Raw genomic sequence first — 19,970 nt, 5'->3', positions numbered from 1 at the left:
GGTCAGCCCTGGCCCGTTCGTACGCCTCTGCCGTGACGTTGGCGTGCGCCGCCAGGTCAGCCGGCGGCGCGAAGCGTCGCTCCTCCTTGAGAAGGTTGGCCAGGCTCTCGTTGCTCACGACATCTCCTTGGAACGATGTGGGGGGACGGGGCGGTCATGAAAGGTCCACCGGGCCCCGATACCGGTGAGGGAGCGGAGTGGAGGTCCTTGAACCGGTCCTCGTCCCACTCCGCGCTCTTGCTCGTACGCCTCGGTCAGCGCGCGCCGCCGGGAAGTGGCTTCCCCACGACGTCGATGTTCAGCGGGGGCGTGCCGCCCGGCAGCACCGGCGTGCGGGTGGGCTGCGGATCGGTGGAGGCGCACACGGCCCGGCCGTACGGCACGCACCGGGAATCGGCAGATCTGACGGCCAGCACGTACAGCAGAGACAGGCTCAACAGCAGCGCGCACGACAGCAACACGATGATCACCGTGCTCGACGGGACCGTCCGGCGTGGTGCGAGCGGCGGCGGGGGCGGTAGGGCCGACATGGCCCGGAACTGGCGGACCTCGGCGTGCAGGGGCCCATCGGTAGGCATTTCTCTCCAGACATGGCATGACGAAAGCTCACTGCGCCCGCCCTGCCCTGACCGGGCGCGGCGGCACCACCGGGCGTTCGACGTGATGCCCGCCCGGGGACGCCCCGGCAACGGGCACACGCCCGCCGGGGCCCCGGCAACGGGCACACGCCCGCCGGGGCCCCGGCCGCCGCAGGGACACGCCACGCGGCTGTCGACGAGCGAAGTGCGCACCCTCATTCGAACACCGGCGCACGCGGGCGGGACACCCCACACCCACCGAAAGATCCACATCCTTCGGTGGGGTGCCGACAGCTCTCGACGCGCCCGTTGAGTACGGTGAATCCGCTGCAGGGCCGGCATCCGTGCGGGGCGCCCCCCAACCGGATGGTCGGTCACCGTCCGTCCGGCCCCTGCAACGGCAGAGCGGAAAAGGAGCGGCGTGGTACCCACACTTCTCGGCCGTGCACGCGAGCGGGACACCCTGTACGAGCTGCTGGAGCGTCCCGGTGGGGCGAGCGTCCTGCTGCGCGGAGGGTTCGGCAGCGGCAAGTCGGGGCTTCTCACGGACCTCGGTGAACGGGCTCGCAACGCCGGGTTCGCCGTGCTCAGCGCGTGCTACGAGCCGCCCGCGAGCCATCGCCCGCAACCCGCCGCGTCGCCTGCGATGTGCTCACTGGTACCGGCGGGTGGCGGGGAGCGGGCCGTGGCGTTGGTGCGCTGGCTGGCCTCGGGGGACGCGACACCGCCCGCGGACGGCCTGTTCGCCGACGCCCGGTCGGCACCGATGCAACGCGTGCTGGTGCTGGTCGACGATCTGCAGTGGGCCGATGCGGCTTCTCTGCGCGGGCTGCGGAGCATCGCGCGGGCGGTAGGAGCGCATCCGGTGACGGTCGTCTGCGCGATGGGGCCCGGTGAGTCGGTCGACGAGCCCGCTCTCGGTGCCGTGCTGCGGCTCCTGGAGCACCATGTCCGGCTCTCGCCGCTCGACGAGTCCGCGGTCGCCGAGCGGCTGGCGGGGATTGCCGACGCGTCCGAGGACGGACAGACCGTCGTCGACGTCCTGTGCCCGCTTCTCGCGGAAGCGGCCGGCAACCAGTACTTGGTCCGGACGCTGCTGGCCGCCGCGGACCCGCAGCAGCACGATGAGAACGGTCGGCTGGAGCGTCCCCCGCTCCACACCACCCTGGCCGGGGCGCTCGAGCCGCTGCTCGCGGACGTCGGCGTAGCAGCCCGGGCGGCGTTGCGCAGGATCGGCCCCGGCGCCGAGCGGGTGGCCGCCGTTCTCGCCTCGCTGGGAAGCGCCCAGCTCCCGGAGGTGATAGCCCATGCCGGTGCGATGGACCGGCACACCGTCGAGGACGCCCTGCACTCCCTGGCTCGGGCCGAGCTCGTCCGGCACGCCGGACAGCGGGCTCGGCTGCATCCGCCCCTGCTCGCGGCCGGTCTGGCCCAGGGCGTCACCCCCAGCTGCCGCAAACGGCACCATGCCCGCGCCGCCGAACTGCTGCTCAGCTGGGGGGCGTCCGCCGAGCAGCTGGCACCGCACCTGGTCCACGGGCCGACGGGCATGGAGGGGGCCGCGGCTGTCCTGCGGCGCGCCGCTCAGGCCGCACTCGACCGCGGAGCGCCCGACGAGGCGGTGGTCTACCTGCGGCGCACCCTGAGCGAGGATCTCGACGCGCAGGAGCGCGGTGAGGTCCTGACCCTGATCGGCGCCGCCAGACTCGACTCCGACCTGCCGGCCGCCGTACCGGAACTGCGCAGCAGCCTGCGGCTCGGCGCCACGCCACGGGCTCGGGCCCGCTCCGCGCGCAGTCTGACCGGTGCGCTGTTCGCCATGGACCGCTACGGCGAAGCCCTGACGATGCTGGAGGGGACGATCCAGCGGCTCCGTGGCGAGGACGCCGCGGCCGCCCTTCGGCTGGAGCTGGACTACCTGCTCGTCAGCCTCGGTGAGGCGGCATCGGCGGTGCGGGCGTGGCCGCGGCTGAGGGAGTTGCGCCTCCAGGACGCCGAGGACGACGCGGGGCGCAGGGCGCTGGCCGCGCTGCTCAGCTTCCGTGGAGCCGCGCTCGGGGAGGGAGCCGAGGACGTCGTCGAGTTGGCCCGTCTCGGGCTGAGCAGGGGCATGGCGCCGGTGGGCGACGAGTCCATCGTCTACCCCTGTGCGGTGCTGGCGCTGGGCGCAGCGGGCAGGCCGGACCTGACGTTCGAGTACGCCGACGCGGCCGTGGCGGAGACCCGCGCGAGGGCCTCCGCGCTGAGCTACGCGCAGGCGCTCAGCACGCGGGCCAACGCCCAGTGCCGGCGTGGGGCGTTCGCGGATGCCCGGACCGATGCGAAGCACGCACTCGCCGCATTCCGTGACATCGGTGTCGACCACCGGGAGAGCCACTGCGTCTTCGCGGTCGCGACGCTGGCGGAGGCCTTCGTCCGACAGGGACGGACGCAGCAGGCCGAGGACCTCTTCGGCGAGTGCGACCTGAGCGGTCCGCTCGGCTTTCACACGATCTACGACTACCCGTTGCTCGTCAGAGGCTGGGTGCACGCGGCGGACAACCGCTTCGAGCGGGCGCTGGCGGACTTCCTGCATCTCGGCGAGCGCCTGAACGCGCGCGGCATGGCGGGGCCCGGGTTCTACCCGTGGCGGTCGGAGGCCGCACGGATGCACCTGCTCCTCGGTGATCGGCAGTCGGCTCTCACGCTGGCCGACGAGGAACTGCGACGGGCGCGGGCGTGGGGGGTCGCGGAGATGACGGCTGTGGCGCTGCGCGGCCGAGCGCTGGTGGTGGGCCACGAGGAGGGCCTGGAACTGCTCGACGAGGCGGCACGGCTGCTGTCGGGCAACGCCGCGCGGTTCCGCTACGCGCAGGTCCAGGCGGACCGGGGGACGTCGGCCGTGCGTCACGGCCGGCCGGAGGACGCGCGGGCCGCGCTCCAGGAGGCCGTCAGCGTCGCCCACGAGTGCGGGGCCGAGCCGATCGCGCAGCAGGCACGGGCCGGACTGCGGGAACTCGGCGACCGTCCCCGCACTCCGACGTTCCGGGGACGGGAGGCGCTGACACCCGCGCAGCGGCAGGTCGCGGAACTCGCCGCACAGGGCATGACCAACACCGAGATCGCCTCCCACCTGTTCGTGGGCCTGCGCACGGTGGAGATGCACCTGTCGAAGGTCTACGCGAAGCTGGACGTGACGGGGCGCCACGCTCTCGAGCAGGCGCTGCGCTGACCCCGGGGAGGCAGGTCCGTGATGGTGCGACCAGGAGCACCGAGGGGTGGGCGCTCCCGGTCGCACGCCCTTGCGGCCGTGCGGATCAGTCCCGACGCGCGGCGGGACCCGCGGCTTCGTCCCATGCCCCGTGGCAGGACCTGAGCGCCCGCCCCACGGCCTCTGCCATGGCCTGTTCGCCCCGGGCGGTCGGGTGCGCCGCGCCGGCCGGGACCGCCGGGGCCAGATTCTCGATCCACCGTCGGCCGGACGGACGGCACATATCGTGGCCGATCGTCGGGGTGTAGGTGTCCACGTACACGGCCCCACCCAGTTCGGCACGGCGGGCGAGCATGGTGTCGAGCGCCTTGGTCGTGTCCCTGAGTTGACGTGCTCCCTGGCCTGAAGTCCAGGGATTCCGGCCTGGGTCGTCCGACCCTTCCGGGGGCTTCCTGCTTCACCGCGCCGTGCGGGCACGTGTGCCCGTCCTACCGGCGCTCCACGGGCGTTTGGCGTCTCCGCCCCGTCCGGCGGCGACGATACGGCGTCCTTCGAAGAGGACGTTGCGGACTGCGTTGTGGTCGCGGTAGTGCACCGTGCCCCACTCGCCGCACGTCCACTCCCGGACGTGGAGAGGCTTGGGGCCGTCCCGGAATCCGCAGGCCGAGCAGACCTGAGAGGAGGGAAAGGCCCGGTCCACCTTGGCGAAGGTGCGTCCGTGCAGAGCCGCCTTGTACTCCAGCATGCCGACGAATGTCAGTGGTTGTTCATACAGTCTGGATATGACTCGACAGGCAGCAACGAGCACGCAGAACAACGCAGTTGGTGAGGATGCGGCGATCTACTGCCGGATCTCGCAGGCCGGGGACGACGACCAGACCGGTGTGGACCGTCAGGAACGGATCTGCCGGGAGGTGGCGCAGCGGCTGGGTGTGCGGGTGGCGGATGTGTTTGTGGACAACAACCGCTCCGCGTGGCGGCGCGACCGCAAGCGGCTGGGCTGGAACGCGTTACTGGTGCGGATGGGTGAGGGTGCGTACCGGCATGTGATCGTCTACCACCCCGACCGGCTGATGCGGCAGCCCAAAGACCTCGAAGAGCTGCTGACCATCGCGGACGATCAGCACGTGGTGCTGCACGGGCAGGCCAACCGCAAGGACCTGTCGGACCCGGACGACCGGTTCATCCTGCGCATCGAGGTGGCGCACGCCTGCCGTTCCTCCGATGACACTTCCCGGCGTACCCGCAGCGCGCTGGAGGACCGGGCCCGCGCCGGGAAGCCGCACGGCGGACGCCGCTACGGCTATGCCAAGGACGGCTGCACCGTGATCGAGGAGGAAGCCGAGGTCGTCCGGGAGGTCTTCCGCCGCTTCCTGGACGGAGAGACGGCCAGCGCCATAGCCAAGGACCTGCACACACGGCAGTTCACGACGGCCGAGGGGGGCGCAGTGGCAGCCCAACAAGGTCCGCAATCTGCTGTCCGTGCCGTACGTGGCAGGAATCCAGGTGCACCGGGGACAGCGGATCGGCATGGGCGAGTGGCCTGCGCTCATCGATGTGGGGCAGTGGGAGGAGGTGCAGCAGCTCCGCGCCTACCGGGCTGCGCACAGCGGCAGGAGCACTGCCGAGCACCGCTACTACCTGCTGCGCGGGGTGGTGATGTGCACCTGTGGCATGCGGATGTCGGGCAGCAGCAACCGGATCAAGCCGATCTACCGTTGCACCCGGGCCGCCGCCTACGGCCAGGAGCGCTGCACGCGCGCCATCACCGCCGAGCCGCTCGAAGCCTTCACCCGGGACGTGGCGCTTGAGGTGCTGGAGAAGCTCGACATCACTGGCCGCCAGCCCGCCACCACCATCCGGCCGTCACGGGACGTGGCCGCCGACGAGGACGACGCCGCGCAACTCGCGGAGCTGAATCAGATGTGGCTGTCCAAGGAGATCCCGACTCCGGAATACCGGTCCATGCGTCGCGTCATCGAGGACAGGATCAAGGAGCGGCAGCGCCGCACCGTGCAGCGGCCCGTAGCGGTGCTCGAAGGCATCGTAGGGCCGGACGCTCGGAAGAACTGGCGACGGCTGGAGGAGGAGAAGGACTACGCTCGCATGAACGCCATTCTCCGCTTCCTGTTCGCCGCTGTGATCATCCACCCCACCAGCAAGCGGGGCCAGGGGCTGGACTTCGACCGTATTGAGATCGAGCCCAACCCGCTCGACTAGCCCGTCAGCCATCGCTATGAGGGCCGAGGAGCCGCGCGAGCCGTGCCGCACTCTTCGGTCCTATCCGTGCCGGGAACTTCGCCGCCTGTCGTCTGACGGCACGATTGCGTTGATCGTCATGGGAACGCTGGGCGCGCAACCTGGGTATGCCTCCGAGATCAGGTGTGTGGGTGGGGCGCGGCAGTCCATGGCGGTACTCCTTTCGGTCCCTGCTGACCTTGCGTCAGCTCTGCGTCTCGGTGACGCCTGTCGTCACTCGTCCCACTCGTCCTTAAATGATGCCAGCGTGGCCTGACAGAACAGACCTCAATAACACCGCCTGAAAGCACGGAAGTTGCCCCATCCCCGTGTAAGGAACCGGCATCGGTCGAAACAGCCTTTACTTCCTCAAGGGCACACCTACGGCCCGCCCGGGGCGCCCCGCCGCCCCGGGCGGGCATGCGGCGTGACCGCCGGTCCCGTCCGGACGCCCGACGCCCCGCACGTAGTCCGCCCGAGGGGCAGGGGCGGCGACGGGCCGTCTCGGCCCGGGACGTGGTGGGCTGGGGGTCGACGGCCTCCGAGACTTTAGGCAGCCACCATGGGGCGAGCCTCGAAGAACAGGGGGCCGATCGAGCTATTGCAGGCAGGCCTCAAGAGACTGCCCGATCCGCTGGCGAGCGTAAGGCCCTCTGTTCACTCGCCCCATGGCAGCTCCCGCCCAAAGTCTCTGCGGCCGGCGACGTGCCCACAGCGCGCCATTACCCCAGTCAGGACCAACCCCCCGAAAAACGGAGAGCCCCGCCCGTTGCGCCACCAGGGGGACGACACGCAGGCGGGGCAGCCGACACGCTGAGCGTTGTTGCTCGCCGTCGCTCAGCGGGTCGGGGTCATTCGTCCCGAGTGACGCGGGCGTGGTCGGTCGCGACGCGGCGGAAGAGGTCATGGCCCGTGCGGCCGGTATGACGCAGGCACCAGTCCTGAGCCGTTTCCTGTTCATCTTGCGGGCCGGATGTCTCGTCGCACCCGGACGCGACGCAGAAGGCTTCGAAGGTGACTCCGCCGTCCCGTACATGCCGGATCGTGTGGGGCACGTAGCGCAGAACGACGCGGCTCATGCGGTTGCCTCAACGGGCCGTGCGGGGTCGTCTTCGTCCTCGTCGTCGATCACGTCGGGGTCATCCCATGCGGGATCGGCCAGGCGTGCGCCTCGGCTCTCCGCGACGCGCTGCACATCGGTGAGAGCCTCGGTCAGCTGAACGGCCAGCAAGTGGAGTTCGCCCGGAGTCCATTTGCGCCCGTCGAGGATTCTCTTGGCTTCCTTGACGAGCTCGGCGGCCAGGCCGAGTTGCACCGCCTCCATGTTGTCCGCGAGGCGCGAGAGATAGCTGCCGGAGCCGTCCCCGGCGAGATAGCACGGCTTGCCCTCCGGGCCCGCCCACGGCAGGAGTCGCACTACGTTGATCTGTCCGGTCACGCCGACGCCTCCACACCATGGATCAAGCGCGCGGACTGGAGGCACCTCGGAGAAGGGAGCCGGAGCCGCAACGGCGACTCGGCCAAGCGGGCGATACCTTGGTTCATGTCGACCTGCTCTTTCAGGTTGTCCATGCCCCCGGGCCGTTCGCGCGGTCGCGGGGGTCTTGTCCATCACCACACTTCCGCCCCTGGCGGTGCGTTCCTACTGCGTTCCGCGACCGTTAGGCACGGAGTACGTCTACCGTGTGAAGCGTGCCTAACGTCCCTGGGGGTACCAGTGAATGAGGCTCTGCGTCGTGCGATGCTCCAAGCCCACTTGACAGACCGTCAGTTAGCGGAGAAGTGCGACGTCGATATCAAGACCGTCGGCCGATGGATCACCGAGACCGGGCGGGTTCCCCGTGCCCGTCACCGGTGGGCCGTCTGTGAAGCGCTCGGAGAGGACGAGGCGGTGTTGTGGCCAGCAGCCGCGAAGAAGGCGATCAAGGTCGGTCCGGACCGTGAGGTCGTATCCGTCTATCCCTACCGGTCCGGTTGCCCGGCCTCTCTGTGGCGGTCGCTGATTACCAAAGCTGAACGAGAGCTGACCTTCGCGGGGTACACCAACTACTTCCTATGGCTTGAGCAGGCCCGGTTCGGTACGGCGCTGCGGCGGAAGGCGGCCCAGGGATGCCGAGTCCGGTTCCTGCTCGGTGACCCCGACAGCGATCTCACACGGTCGCGTGAGCAGGACGAAGACGTTGCGCTCACGCTTTCCACCCGCATCCGCGTGACGCTCGCCGAGTTGGAGAAGATCAGAAGCCAGCCGGGCATCGACGCGAGGTACAGCGACGGACACGCCCACCTGTCCGTGTTCCGCTTCGATGACGACATGATCGTCACGCCTCTGCTGACGCACCGGGTCGGCCACGATGCCCCCACGCTGCATCTGCGTCGTCACCAGGACGACGGCATGTTTGATCGCTTCGCGTCGCACGTTGAGGAACTGTGGAACCGGGGCACTCCGGTATGGGAAAGGGAAGTCGATGGCTAGGCGTGACTACGAGGACGATCCCAACGCCCCGGCCGCGAACAGCCTGGTTCCCGCCGCTTCCACGGTCGTCGTCGACGACTCCGGGCGCATCCTCCTCCAGCGCCGCAGTGACAACGGCATGTGGGCCCTGCCCGGCGGCGCCATGAACATTGGAGAGTCGCTGCCTGACTGCGCCGTCCGCGAGACCCGCGAAGAGACCGGCTACGACGTAGAGATCACCGGCATCGTCGGCACCTACACCAACCCCCGTCATGTCTTCGCCTATGACGACGGCGAGGTGCGGCAGGAGTTCTCCATCTGCTTCCTGGCCCGGCCCGTGGCCGGGCAACTGGCGGTGTCCGAGGAATCCACGGATGTTCGCTGGTTCCGGCCCGGAGAGGTCGACGCGCTTCCGATGCTCCCCAGCATCCGCAAGCGCGTGAACGACTGGCGCGACGGCAAGATGCCCGCAGCCCGGTAGCCGGAAGAAGCGGTGACACGACACACCCCTCCCGGAGCCAAGACTGTATGAACGACCGTTGACGAACACGGACCATCCCGCGTCGTGCACGGACTTGGCGAGCCGGGTCCGGCCGAGACCGGACACCGCGAGGTCTTCCACGTACACCGCTTGGTTGTCGCGAATGATCTGTGTGGATGCCTTGTGGTGCCAGTCCCGACGCCGGTCCGCCACCTTGGCGTGCTGGCGTGCGACCCTGATGCGGGCCTTGGCCCGGTTCTTCGATCCCTCGGCCTTGCGGGACAGCTCCCGCTGAAGAGGCTTGAGCTTCTTCTCCGCCCGGCGCAGGAAGCGCGGGCTGTCGATCTTCCGGCCGTCGGACAGGACGGCGAAGGCGGACAGGCCGAGGTCGACACCGGCGTCGGTCTCCGCCTCGGGGAGGCTGTCCGGCTCGGTGTCCACGACGAAGCTGAGGAAGTACCGGCCGGAGCTGTCCTTGGTGACGGTCAGAGAAGTCGGGGCTGCCGGAAGCCGGCGCGACCACTTGACCTTGAGGTCGCCGACCTCGGCCACGTACACCGTTCGGTCGACCTGGAGGCGGAAGGCGTTGGTGTTGAGGCGGTCGACTGCCGGGTGTCCTTCGTCGACTTGTACCGTGGCGGCCCCACCTCGGGGCCCTGCCGCTTGCCCCTGACCGAGTCGACGAAGTTCTTGTAGGCGGTGTCCAGGTCCCGCAGGGACTGCTGCAGGACGACCGCCGACACGTCGGCGAGCCAGGCGCGTTCGGCGGTGCGCTTGGCCTGGGTGATGCGAAGCCGGGACAGCTCGGCCGACGTGATGTACGGCAGCCCCGCCGCGTGCGCTTGTCTCCGGTCGCGCCCCAATGGCCGCGGTGGTTACTCCACCTACCTCAACAGTGCCCGCGGGTGGAGAAGTTTCGCACTATCATCGGTACCCCGGCCGGGAACGACGACCTCCTGACGGCCTACAAGGTCAATCAGCCGGCCGTCGCTGGCGCTGCTGCCTGCTGGACGCCGTGTTGGAGCGTGGGCCGAGGTGAAAGGGTGTTGGTCTCTGTGGAGGAACAGACACCAGCCGAACAGGCCCTGAGTCGCTCGTACGGCACCGCTGACGGACTCCGTTTCGACGTCATCAAGATGTTGGTCGAGCACCATCCGGACCGCAGCGCGACATTGACGTACTGGCTGACTGTGGGACGCCGAGGCCACCCGGACGAGCGCTGGGTGGTCACTTTGCCCTGGGAGGACAAGTCCTGGGTGGATGTGCTCACCTCGCCCGCGCCCCCTCCCGACCGGCTGCGGCAGCTCGTCCACCTCGTCCATGCCCATCTGGAAGAGTGGTGGGACACGAAGGGATACAACCGCCAGTCGGCGAAGATGGGACGGCGACTCACCTGACCCTCCCGCACCCGACACCCCGGCGCGGGTACGCGTCACGGATCCGAGGGACCGGCACGCAGCAGCGTGCCAGGAGTCCCGCCGGGCGAAGACGCCAGCATCCTCAAGAACCTTAGGCGACGCCAGCGGTAGTCATCCCCTTCGCGCGGCGGCGACGGGCGCGGTCGGCCGGCCTGCGGGGCGCGGCCACCGGGGCGGCCGAGGGACTTGTCAGGGCCTCGCATGCCTCACTGCGTAAACAGAGTGCGGGTCGCCGCCAGAACACTGTGCGGCGACCCGTGAATACGGTCGGGTGCAGATCCAATCCGGGTTCCAAGGTCCACGAGCAGGCCGTTTCTTCAGCGCAGCAAGCCGGCGACGTGGGGCGGCCCCTCAAAGGATCTGCACCCATCGGGTTTTGGACGTCGTTTCAGTTGGTGAGTCGGCGGTAGCCGATGAGGGCTGCGGCGATGCCGACGAAGGCGAGGAAGTGCTCGGCCTTTCGCTCGTAACGGCGGTGTAGGCGTCGGCATCCGGCCAGCCAGGACACAGTTCGCTCGACGACCCAGCGGTGGCGGCCGAGCCGAGTGGACGACTCGATGCCCTTGCGGGCGATGCGGTGGCGGATGCGACGCCCGCGAAGCCCTGTGCGCAGGTGGTCGTAGTCGTAGCCCTTGTCGGCATGGAGCTTGGCCGGACGCCGGCGGCGCGGTCCGCGCCGGGAGCGGAGGGGCGGGATCCCGCGCACGAGCGGCTTGAGGCCGAGGCGGTCGTGCATGTTGGCGCCGGATATGCCCAGCGACAGCGGCACGCCGTTGCGGTCGGTGATGAGGTGGATTTTCGATCCCGGCTTGCCACGATCGGTCGGATTCGGTCCCGTCAGCGGACCCCTTTTGCCGCCCGGACACTGACGGAATCGATCGCGCACCGCGACCAGTCCAGCTCACCGCGGGCGCCGAGCTCGTCGAGGATCACCCGGTGGAGCCTGGCCCAGACCCGGTCCCGGCTCCACTGGGCGAAGCGCCGGTAGACCGTGGGCCACGCCGGCCCGAACACCGGCGGCAGCTGCCGCCAGGTGCAGACCAGCTGATCGCCGCGGCCGTTCCGCCCGGCCTGCCTGGTGCCCCCGAACCAGAAAAGGACCCGACCCTGTGGTGACCTCCCAGCCCCTGCGGATCGCCGTACTCGGCACGCACTCGACGGGCAGGACGACGCTCCTGAAGCGCACAGAGAGGGAGCTGCGCGGCCACGGCCTCACCGTGGCGCGCACCGGACAGCTCGGCAAGCGCGCCGCCGCGGCCGGCCAGCCGAAGATGCAGCACCACACCGCCCAGTCCACCGAGTGGATCACCGCGCAGGGCATCCTCGACGAGACCAACGCCGTCGCACAGGGCGCCGAAGCCGTTCTCATCGACCGCGCCGCCCTCGACGCCATCGCCTACTTCGAAGCCGTGACGGCGTTCCGGGCCGAGCCCCCGCCCCAGCTCGAACGCGAACGCCTGGCGGCCCGCCTCCACGCAGCTCCCCAAGTACGACCTGCTGTTCGCGACCGTGCTCGACGAGAGCGTACCCGTCGACACCAGCCACGACTACGACGCCCACTTCCGGCTCCTCGTCAACGACCGCGTGCACGTCTCCTGGCCAACGACGTCATCCCCCACCAGCGGGTGACCAGCGACCCCGACAGCCAGGCCCACGCCGTAGACGTCGCCGTCCAGCACTGCCCGCAGGAGGAGCTCGTAGGATCCCCGCGCCGCCCGCCGGCAGCATCACCATCGCCGGAAAGACCGTCTCCCGGCTCGGCTTCGGCACCATGCGCCTGACCAGCCCCGGCACGTGGCGTGACCCGGACGACCGCGACACCGCCCTCAGCGTGCTGCGCCAGGCCGTCCACACCCGCGGCATCAGCCACATCGACACCGCCGACGCCTACGGCCCCCACACCGTCGAACACCTCATCCGCGAAGCGCTGTACCCCTGCCCGGAACATGTGCTGATCGCCACGGAGGTCGGCATGGTCCGGCCCGCGCCCGGCCAGTGGAAGCCGCTCGGTAGCCGAAGTCCCCGGCCGCGAAGGGGGCGGCCGGACTGGTGCAGCCCGTCCCGTCGTCGTCGAAGACCGGCGGGTATCCGACGAGGAGCACCTTGGCGTGCGGGGCGCGCCGGTGGATGGTGGCGAGGACCGCGTCGACCTTCGGTGCCGTCGTGGCGATGCCCTCCAGCAGGCGTTCCCTCCCGCCTTCCGTGTAGTGGCCGCGGCACGGCGCGCCCGTCGGATCGGTACGACTCAGCGTCGCGCAGGTCTTCAGCACCGCGGAGAAGCCGACCCGGTCGTTGCCGCCGATGCTGACGGTCACCAGGTCGGTGTCCCGGCGCAGTGCGTCGTACTGCGCCGGTCTTCCGTCCGTTCCGAGAGCCAGCGAGGCCGTGGTGGCGCCGGCGCAGGTGACGTCCGTCAGGTGGGCGTACCGCTGCCGGGCCACGAGGGAAGGGTAGTTCTGGCTGGACCGGCCGCATCCGGGGTCGGTCGGTTCGGGGACGCCGGGCGCGGACGCGTACGAGTCACCGAGGGCGACGTAGTTCCGGCCGCCGGCCGACTCGGGGACGGCCGACGCGGCGGAGGCCGGGACGACGGCCAGAAGGCAGGACAGGGCCACGGCGCCGGGGAAGCCGGCGGGCTCAGGGCGATCTTCTGTGCGCCGTCGTGGCGTTCGGTCAGGACGTGCGGCGGTGCGACGGCCGCCGTGGTGGTGGAGCACTGGGTGTGAACCTCGCGGAGATGAGGGGGGAGGACGCTGAGCGGCCTGCGCCGGTTCGGACACCGTCGGCAGGGTGATGAGCCCCAAGAGCATCAGGACCGAGCGGTCGGCGAGCGAACCCGGTCGCTCGCGGTGCCGGCCCGTGGGGAGGGGACGCCGCGATCGCGCGACGACAAGGCTCAACGCGAGCCCGGTTGTTCGCGCGGCTGTGCGGTCTCCGTCGCCCGCGCTGACGGTTGTCCCGAGCCCGAGTGGGGCGAGCCGTCGTCCACCCAGGACATGGCCACCGTCGCCGACGCCATGACGCAGGGTTCGGAGCACAGCTCCCAGTCGCAGCCGCAGACGGTGGCGTCCCAGGGCGGCAGCGGGGCTTCCAGTTCGGGGAAGGGCCAGGTGAACGGTCGCGTTCGGGTCACGGGAGTCTCCAGGTGTGAACCAGGCCCAGGAGACCGGGGCAACCGTGCGGACCGCGACCGCCGGTGACTCGGGCCGTCCGCGTTCACGGACGGCCCGAGTCAAGCCGCAACGAAAGTGATCGGAATCCGTCTGGAGAACCAGCCTCGGCGCGACGAACGGCACAGGGGTGTCTGCGGCCGGTGGAGGGGAGGGGCGGCCGCATCCCGCCCCCCTCGACGACGGCGGGTCGTCTGGGCACGGTGTGGCCCGGCACGGCGGCGGGACGGGGCAGGGCAGGGCGCGACCACCGCCGGGTACGGCGGTGCGATCAGGAGGGAACAGTCGGCGGGGTGAGCCCCGCGGTGTGGGCGAGGATCGCGGCCTGGACCCGGTTGGCGCAGTCCAGGAGGCGCAGTATCCGACTGACGTGCACCTTGACCTGGGACTCGGACAGGTGCATGCGGGCGCCGATCTCGGCGTTCGAGAGCCCCTGGGCCAGGAGGGCCAGGATCGTGCGCTGGTCCTGCGGCAGGGACTCCAGACGCTCCCGGGCACGGACGGCCTCGTGCGGCACGGTGAACTGTTCCATCAGCGTCCGCGTCATGGAGGGGGAGATGATCGCCTCCCCGCGGGCGACGACCTTGATGGCGTCGATGAGTTCGTGGGGACGGGTGTCCTTGAGGAGGAAGCCGTCGACTCCGGCCTTGAGCGCGGAGTACAGGTACTCGTCCCGGGCGAACGAGGTGAGGACGACGACGCGGGGCGGTCGGGGCAGACGCCGCAGGGCCAGGGCGGCCGTGATCCCGTCCGTCGCCGGCATCTGCACATCGGTGAGAACCACGTCGGGCTGGTGGGAGCGCGCGGCGGCGACGACCTGCTCACCGTCCGCGACTGCCGCCACCACGGTGATGGTGTCGTCCGTCTGGAGGATGAGCCGCAGGCTCTCCCGGACCAGCTCCTCGTCGTCCGCGACGACTACCGTGATCATTGCAGTTCTCCCCTCACCGGCACGCAGGAGCACCACTCGCGGGCTCCGGTGCCGTCCGTCGCCGGCGGCCGCGCGGTGGCGGCCGAGCACCCCGGGGGCCGACGAGAGCCAGCGTTCGCACCTTTGCCGAGAAGGTGACTGGCTGTCAATTCAGGGCGCTGGCGGCCAGGGCCGGCTCCTCAGCGTCCGCGGCCTCGCCCCCCGTGTTCCCGATCGCGACCGCGGCCTTCGCTTCCGCCGGGCCGTCAGGCTCGACGCCCACGGTGTCGCCCCTCACGTCCTCGGCGTCGGCCACCGATCAGTGCGACAGCGGCCGCGGTCAGCACCGCGGACAGGGAGATCCAACCGCCGATGTCCTGCGCGACGCCCTTACCATGATGATCCCGCTCCGGCTCGCCGGGGCCCGGGGTGGTCATGGCTCGGTCCCCCGCACCGGGAGTTCCGTGCCCGGGACTCCCGGTGCTCAAGGCGTCACGTCTCGTCGCGACGGCCCTGCCCCCGACCGGGACCTGGCCGTCGAGGGCAGCAGGGCCCGGGCCGGCGTCGGACCGGACCCGGGCGACGGCGTGCAAGACGGTGGCGTCGCGCGCCGACGGCGGACACTCACCGCCGGCCCCCAGCACAGCGCCCAGCAGCACCGTCGCGGCTGCCGCTGCCGGTGCGATGCGCATGCGCGACCTACCTCCTCAGCGCCGAGGCCGGCACGGGTAAGGGGGTGCCCGGTTCGGTGCGCGCGAGCGCCGCCGCCGGGCGATGACGTCGTACCCCTCGTCTGCTCATCTCGTGCCGTTCCCTTCGGTGTCGACTTGCGCAGGCGGCACGCCGGCACGTCGTGCGGGCGGGTGGCCCCGACTCAAACGCGAACGCCGGTTACGGGCATCGGCCTCAGGGAGGAGCAGAGAACCTCGTTCGTCGCCGACGCGACGGCACCGCTTCCGACGGTCCGCAGCGTCCTCTCCGAACCGCGGCCGTCGGTCGACGCCCGGTCCCAGGTTGCTCGGACCGGGAGGGGTTCACCGTGGAACACGAGCTCAGAGGCCGGCGACGGCCAACCCCAGGTCGATGTCGGAGAGGAACAGCCGGCCGGGCTGCTGGGCGGCGGTGTCCGGGACGGTGACCCGTACCACGGGTCGGTCGCCCTTCTGGACCGTCACCTCGGTGCCGTCGTACCGGGGAGCCTTCTCACGGACGACCGACCGCAGGCTGTCCAGGAGGCGGTCGGCGGTCGCCTCGTCCTCGACCAGGGCGCAGAGGACCTCCGTGTTCCTGGCGGCGGAGTCGGCCTGCTGGCCCAGCGCGGACAGCCGTACCGGTTTGGCGGCGGTGAGTGGAGCGATGTCGGCACGGTAGACGTCGCCCAGGCAGTCGGCGAGGCGCTGGTACTCCGCCCTGTCGGCGAGTGAGGCGCCCTTCTTCGGGTGGACGTCCGTCATGGGCTCGGTGTCCCCGAAGGAGTAGGCGATCTCGTGGTCGGAGACCTCCAACGAGGGCCGGGTGCCGCCGGGGTGTTTCCACACCTGCCGACCGTCCTCTTGGCCGGACGTGTAGCCGTGCGACTTCAGCGAGGCGGTGATGGCCGCGGCGTCGAACGAGCCCACCCAGCGGCCCGTGTCCTCGGCGTCGACCGTGGTGTCGATCTGGCTCAGCTCCAGGTGCTCTCCCCACGGCCCGGGCGTGTAGGAGTCCAGCAACCTGTTGGCGGGCCTCCCGACCGTGGTGAACCGCTTGGCATCGGCCTCGCCCAGTCTGCGTACCGCGGCCATGTCGACGTAGGTCACCTGATCCGTGCTGTTGTCACCCGCCAGGGTGCCCAACTCCTGCAGCAGTTCGGAATCGCCCCCGCCGCGACCGGAGTCGGACGAACAGCCACTGACAGCCGTGGCGAAGGCGAGAGCAACAGCGGCGGCTCCGACGGCACGTCTACGCATCGCTATGGGCATGATCCGGAGCCTACCGACATCGGAACCGTCAGGTGAATGCCTGCCCCGACTGCCGGCCACCGGCCGCCCGCGATCCGCGGCGGGGGCAAGCGTCATGCGGATGGGGGCGGCAGACCGAGCAGGCATCACCCCGGGGATCCTGCCGATTTCCTAGAGCCGCGCCGATCCACCGCCGGTCGGGTCCCCGGTGAGGGCGGCCGCGATCTGGTGACGGCCCCGGATTCCGAGTTTGCGGTACACACTGGTCAGGTGGAACTCGACAGTCCGCTGGGTGAGGAACAGGGCTTCGGCGATCTCCCGGTTGGTGGCCCCCGCGGCCGCACGCTCGGCGACCTGGCGCTCGCCTCCGCTGAGGGACTCGGCGGGCGAGGTGGTCCCCTGCCGCAGCCGGCCCCGCGCGGCGCCGAGGACCGGGCGGACCTCGTCGAGCAGCAGTTTGTCCCCGCACAGGACCGCGACGTCGATCGAGCGGTGCAGCCGGATCCGGGCGCCCCGTGCGTCACCGCGGTCGGACAGGCGCCGACCGAGGAAGTATTCGGCCCGGGCGTGCTCGAGCCGGGCGGGGCTGCCGACGAGCAGTTCGGCGGCCTCCGTCAGAAACTCGAGGCCGGCGTCACCCGGGGTGAGGACACCGCGGGCCAGGCAGAGCATGCCGTGCGCCCTGGCGGTCCCCCACTCCTCGACCGACGCCGCGACGCGCTCGAGGATGTCGAGCCCCTCGTGCTCGCGCCCGAGCCGGGCGAGCACCTGGGCGGCGTCGAACCACCAGGGCGCCAGCACCGGGTTGCCGATGCCGGCCGCGGCGAGGCTGTCGCCGCAGCGCAGCAGATGCTCCCGGGCCCCCCCGAGGTCGCCCAGCGCCGCTCGGGTGCGGGCCAGGGCCATCAGGTACGCGTGGTATTCCAGGGTGAACTGCTCCAGCCTGGGCCGCCGGATCAGGTCGAGCAGGTGCTGTGCCCTTTCCGGCTCGCCGCGTTGCACGTGGACGGCCGCCAGGGTGCACTGCGGGGTGACCGAGGTCTCCACCCGCAGTTCCCGGTCCAGAAGGTCGTGGGAGAACTGCGCGTCGGACAGGGCCCGGGTGACGTTCCCGGCCCAGAGGTGGACCTGTGCGCGGGTCGCCGAGACGAGGGCGCACCGCCAGGCCTCGCCGCGGCTCTGGGCCTGATCGAGGACCGCGGTCAACGCGGTGTCGACAGGGGGGATCACGTCGGCCAGATACAGGGTGAGGGCGGCGCCGAGCACTCCCCAGCCGCCCTGGGGGCCGTCGCCGAGGCGCAGTACGCGTTCGGCGGCGGAGACAGGGGCGGGACGGCCCTCCAGGGTGCGCAGGGCGCAGAGCATGCCCAGCAGCACGCGCTCGTCCGCCGTCTCTCCCAGCGGGGGCGTGCGGTCCCGGAAGCGCCGGCTCACGCGCGCGACCGTCGACGTCTCGTCCAGGCCGGAGATCAGGACCATCGCCTCCACGCGGGCGCGCAGGGCCCGGTCGGCGGGGGAAGTGCCCAGTTCCCGGGCGGTCAGGTCGAGGGTCTCGTTGACGAGGTCGAAGGCGCGCAGCGAGTTGTGGGCGCCGAGTGAGGTGACGCCGTACTGCAGGACGAGTCGGCATCGCGTGCGGTGGTCGGCCGGCAGGGACAGCGCGTGTTCCAGGTGGCGCAGGGCGGTGCCGGGGGCGATGTGACCGAAGACCCTGGCCGCGTGGGACAGCAGTTCAAGGTCGTGAGGGTCATGGCGCAGGGCGCGGCTGAGGTACTTGCCGGCCGTGGCGGGGGCGCCCCGCAGTTCGGCGCCGAGTGCGGCGGAGCGCAGGGCGGTGACCATCCAGGGGTCGGGGGTTCCCGGCAGGCGCAGGAGCTGGACGGCGATCTCCTCGGCGGGGCGTCCGGTGTCGTCGAGGAGCCGGGCGGCGCGCTCGTACAGTTCGGTGCGCTCGGCGGGTCGCATGGTCTGCAGGACGGCTTCTCGGATGAGGTCGTGCCGGTAGGTGAGGGAGTCGGGCCGCAACAGCCCGGCGGCGCGCAGTTCCTCGACGACACGCCGTGCGGGGTCCGGCTGGACGCCGGCGAGGGCGGCCACCGTTTCGACGGCCTTCTCCTCCAGCACGGCCACGGCCCGTGCCACGGAGAGCCGTTCGGCCGTGAGCCGGTCGATCTGGAAGCGGGCCACCAGCCCGAGGTCGGCTCCCTGATCGGGTGTCCGCTGGTCGGCGTCGGGCAGGGGGGCCTGCTCCTTCCACCGGTCGGCCAGCAGGTGCACGAGGAAGGGAGTGCCGCCGGTGATCTGCATGCAGCTGGCGACGAGTTCGTCCTCGGGTCGGTCGCCGAGGGAGTGGGCGAGGAGGTCGCCCACGTCGTCCTCGCCGAGGGGGTGCACATCGAGGGTGAGGCAGGAGGGGATGTCGGCCATCTCCTCGAGCGCGGCGGGCAGCGGCTCCTCGGCCTCGGTACGCAGGGTCAGCACCAGCACGACCGGCAGGTCCTTGGCACGCCGGAGCAGGAAGCCGAGCCAGCGCAACGACGCCTCGTCGCACCATTGCAGGTCGTCGACGGCGAGTACGACGGGGCGCTCGGCGGCGAGTCCGGCCGTGAGCCAGTACAGGCCCTGCATCACGGCGTAGACGTCGGCGGGAGTGGCGTCGGGCGTGCGCCCCGGGATCAGGGCGGGTAGCGCCAGGCGGGCGCTGCCGCGCAGCAGTGGGTGCCCGGCGGTGTGGCCCTCGGTCAGGCGCAACGGTGTGAACAGTGCCCTGACGACTTCGTAGGCGCTGCTGCCGTTCTCCGGGCACTTGGCCGTGAGGACACGGGTGTCGGCGTCCAGTTGTTCGGTCGCGGCGTCGATCGCGGCGCGCATCAGCCGGGTCTTGCCGATGCCGGCGGGCCCGCGCAGGAGCACCGCCCGGCCTGCTCCCTTGACCTGCTCGCGGATGAGGGAGAGTTCCGTGTCCCGGCCGACGAGCCGCGGCGGGGCCTCGTCGGCTGCGGTCTTCGCGTCTCCGGCGCCGAGCAGGGCCATCGCGACTCCTCAATCACTTCCGGGAAGGGACACGCCAGGTGTACCTGCCCGTTCGGGGGTTGCATCGATGGGGGTTGTTCCGGCAGGCCGGTCCCGGGGCACGCGTCGCAAGTGTGCTCGGTCTCCCATGTCGACCGCAAAGCGGCGCACCCGATCGTCGTGCCGGTGGACGACGGGCCGGGGGCTCGCCGGGGCGCGGGGAGAGCCGGACGGTCGGGTGGGGACCGCGTGAGTCGCTGTTCGTCGGGGTGTGCCGTCACCGTGTCGGACGCGGTGCCGTCCGTTCGCCTCGGCGCGGGCAGCGGATCGCGTCACGGCCGCTCGCGGGTGCGGGCCTAATCGTCGCCCGGGGCCGGACGGCTGGTGCGCCTTCTGGGCCGGTCGGGCCACGGTCGGCGCGTGGGGGACGTGGTACGGCCTTGCGGGCTCGTCGGCCTGGACACGGGAACCGGGGGGTGCGGGTGCGCGGGCGACGGGGTCCGGCACGCGGGCCTGCGGATTCGGGAGGGCGGCCGTTGGGGTGGGGCCGCATCCGGGGGGAAGGGGCGGGGTCGCCCGGG

General features: G+C 71.1%; 15 protein-coding genes and 4 pseudogenes. 8 read left to right on the top strand and 11 right to left on the bottom strand.

What is annotated here, in order from left to right; all coding sequences use genetic code 11:
* Positions 1-254 precede the first annotated feature (254 nt).
* Positions 255-578: a hypothetical protein gene (locus JS756_RS31795; RefSeq protein WP_205386728.1), complete on the bottom strand. Its 324-nt coding sequence runs from the start codon at positions 576-578 to the stop codon at positions 255-257.
* Between the two features lie 421 nt (positions 579-999).
* Here JS756_RS31795 and JS756_RS37945 point away from each other — a divergent pair, with 421 nt between their 5' ends.
* Positions 1,000-3,789, top strand: coding sequence for a helix-turn-helix transcriptional regulator (locus JS756_RS37945; RefSeq protein WP_205386727.1), 2,790 nt, complete (start codon positions 1,000-1,002; stop codon positions 3,787-3,789).
* A 436-nt stretch (positions 3,790-4,225) separates the two neighbouring features.
* On the opposite strand, the gene JS756_RS31785 is transcribed toward JS756_RS37945, so the two are convergent.
* Positions 4,226-4,513: a zinc ribbon domain-containing protein gene (locus JS756_RS31785; RefSeq protein WP_240204656.1), complete on the bottom strand. Its 288-nt coding sequence runs from the start codon at positions 4,511-4,513 to the stop codon at positions 4,226-4,228.
* On the opposite strand from JS756_RS31785, the pseudogene JS756_RS37240 reads away from it, so the two are divergent.
* Both JS756_RS37240 and JS756_RS37235 read left to right on the top strand, forming a co-directional pair.
* A pseudogene (locus JS756_RS37240) lies at positions 4,512-5,162 on the top strand (recombinase family protein); the annotation flags it as partial. The gene JS756_RS31785 and the pseudogene JS756_RS37240 overlap by 2 nt on opposite strands.
* 97 nt (positions 5,163-5,259) lie before the next feature.
* The gene (locus tag JS756_RS37235; RefSeq protein ID WP_368861125.1) at positions 5,260-5,988 is read left to right on the top strand and encodes a recombinase zinc ribbon domain-containing protein; all 729 of its coding nucleotides are present in this window, start codon (positions 5,260-5,262) and stop codon (positions 5,986-5,988) included.
* Positions 5,989-6,857: 869 nt separating this feature from the next.
* Here JS756_RS37235 and JS756_RS31775 read toward each other — a convergent pair.
* Together JS756_RS31775 and JS756_RS31770 are read right to left on the bottom strand one after the other, a co-directional pair.
* Positions 6,858-7,085, bottom strand: a complete 228-nt coding sequence (locus tag JS756_RS31775) for a DUF7848 domain-containing protein (RefSeq protein ID WP_205386726.1) — start codon at positions 7,083-7,085, stop codon at positions 6,858-6,860.
* Positions 7,082-7,444, bottom strand: coding sequence for a hypothetical protein (locus tag JS756_RS31770; protein WP_307791269.1), 363 nt, complete (start codon positions 7,442-7,444; stop codon positions 7,082-7,084). The genes JS756_RS31775 and JS756_RS31770 overlap by 4 nt, the downstream gene beginning before the upstream one ends.
* Before the next feature lie 318 nt (positions 7,445-7,762).
* Here JS756_RS31770 and JS756_RS31765 point away from each other — a divergent pair, with 318 nt between their 5' ends.
* Both JS756_RS31765 and JS756_RS31760 read left to right on the top strand, forming a co-directional pair.
* Positions 7,763-8,479: a DUF5919 domain-containing protein gene (locus tag JS756_RS31765; protein ID WP_307791268.1), complete on the top strand. Its 717-nt coding sequence runs from the start codon at positions 7,763-7,765 to the stop codon at positions 8,477-8,479.
* Positions 8,472-8,939 carry an NUDIX hydrolase gene (locus JS756_RS31760; protein WP_205386724.1) on the top strand — a complete coding sequence of 156 codons (468 nt, stop codon included), beginning with the start codon at positions 8,472-8,474 and terminating at the stop codon, positions 8,937-8,939. Before JS756_RS31765 ends, JS756_RS31760 begins: the two co-directional genes overlap by 8 nt.
* A 45-nt stretch (positions 8,940-8,984) precedes the next feature.
* On the opposite strand, the pseudogene JS756_RS31755 reads toward JS756_RS31760, so the two are convergent.
* Positions 8,985-9,796: pseudogene (locus JS756_RS31755) on the bottom strand (RNA-guided endonuclease InsQ/TnpB family protein); the annotation flags it as partial.
* A gap of 186 nt (positions 9,797-9,982) precedes the next feature.
* On the opposite strand from JS756_RS31755, the gene JS756_RS31750 reads away from it, so the two are divergent.
* Entirely contained in the window at positions 9,983-10,336 is a 354-nt protein-coding gene (locus JS756_RS31750) for a hypothetical protein (protein ID WP_205386723.1), read from the top strand.
* A gap of 409 nt (positions 10,337-10,745) precedes the next feature.
* Here JS756_RS31750 and JS756_RS31745 read toward each other — a convergent pair.
* Positions 10,746-11,425, bottom strand: a pseudogene (locus JS756_RS31745) (IS5 family transposase); the annotation flags it as partial.
* Between the two features lie 44 nt (positions 11,426-11,469).
* Here JS756_RS31745 and JS756_RS31740 point away from each other — a divergent pair.
* Entirely contained in the window at positions 11,470-12,138 is a 669-nt protein-coding gene (locus JS756_RS31740; RefSeq protein WP_205386722.1) for an AAA family ATPase, read from the top strand.
* Positions 12,129-12,314 (top strand): annotated as a pseudogene (locus JS756_RS37230) (aldo/keto reductase); the annotation flags it as partial. The gene JS756_RS31740 and the pseudogene JS756_RS37230, both read left to right, overlap by 10 nt.
* Here JS756_RS37230 and JS756_RS31730 read toward each other — a convergent pair.
* The 5 genes from JS756_RS31730 to JS756_RS31710 form a co-directional block, all read right to left on the bottom strand.
* Complete coding sequence (locus tag JS756_RS31730; protein ID WP_205386721.1) at positions 12,271-13,167, bottom strand: SGNH/GDSL hydrolase family protein; 897 nt, start codon at positions 13,165-13,167, stop codon at positions 12,271-12,273. The pseudogene JS756_RS37230 and the gene JS756_RS31730 sit on opposite strands and share 44 nt — an antisense overlap.
* Before the next feature lie 86 nt (positions 13,168-13,253).
* Positions 13,254-13,490, bottom strand: coding sequence for a hypothetical protein (locus JS756_RS31725; RefSeq protein ID WP_205386720.1), 237 nt, complete (start codon positions 13,488-13,490; stop codon positions 13,254-13,256).
* Between the two features lie 308 nt (positions 13,491-13,798).
* Positions 13,799-14,458, bottom strand: coding sequence for a response regulator (locus JS756_RS31720; protein WP_205386719.1), 660 nt, complete (start codon positions 14,456-14,458; stop codon positions 13,799-13,801).
* 1,031 nt (positions 14,459-15,489) lie between these two features.
* Entirely contained in the window at positions 15,490-16,398 is a 909-nt protein-coding gene (locus tag JS756_RS31715) for a hypothetical protein (RefSeq protein WP_240204655.1), read from the bottom strand.
* 150 nt (positions 16,399-16,548) lie between these two features.
* On the bottom strand, positions 16,549-19,410 hold the full coding sequence (locus tag JS756_RS31710) for an ATP-binding protein (RefSeq protein ID WP_205386718.1): 2,862 nt from the start codon (positions 19,408-19,410) through the stop codon (positions 16,549-16,551).
* Positions 19,411-19,970: the final 560 nt, after the last annotated feature.

The sequence above is a fragment of the Streptomyces actuosus genome (assembly GCF_016921115.1).
In the GTDB taxonomy this organism is placed as follows: Bacteria; Actinomycetota; Actinomycetes; order Streptomycetales; family Streptomycetaceae; genus Streptomyces; species Streptomyces actuosus_A.
This window is presented reverse-complemented; position numbering and strand designations above follow the sequence as displayed.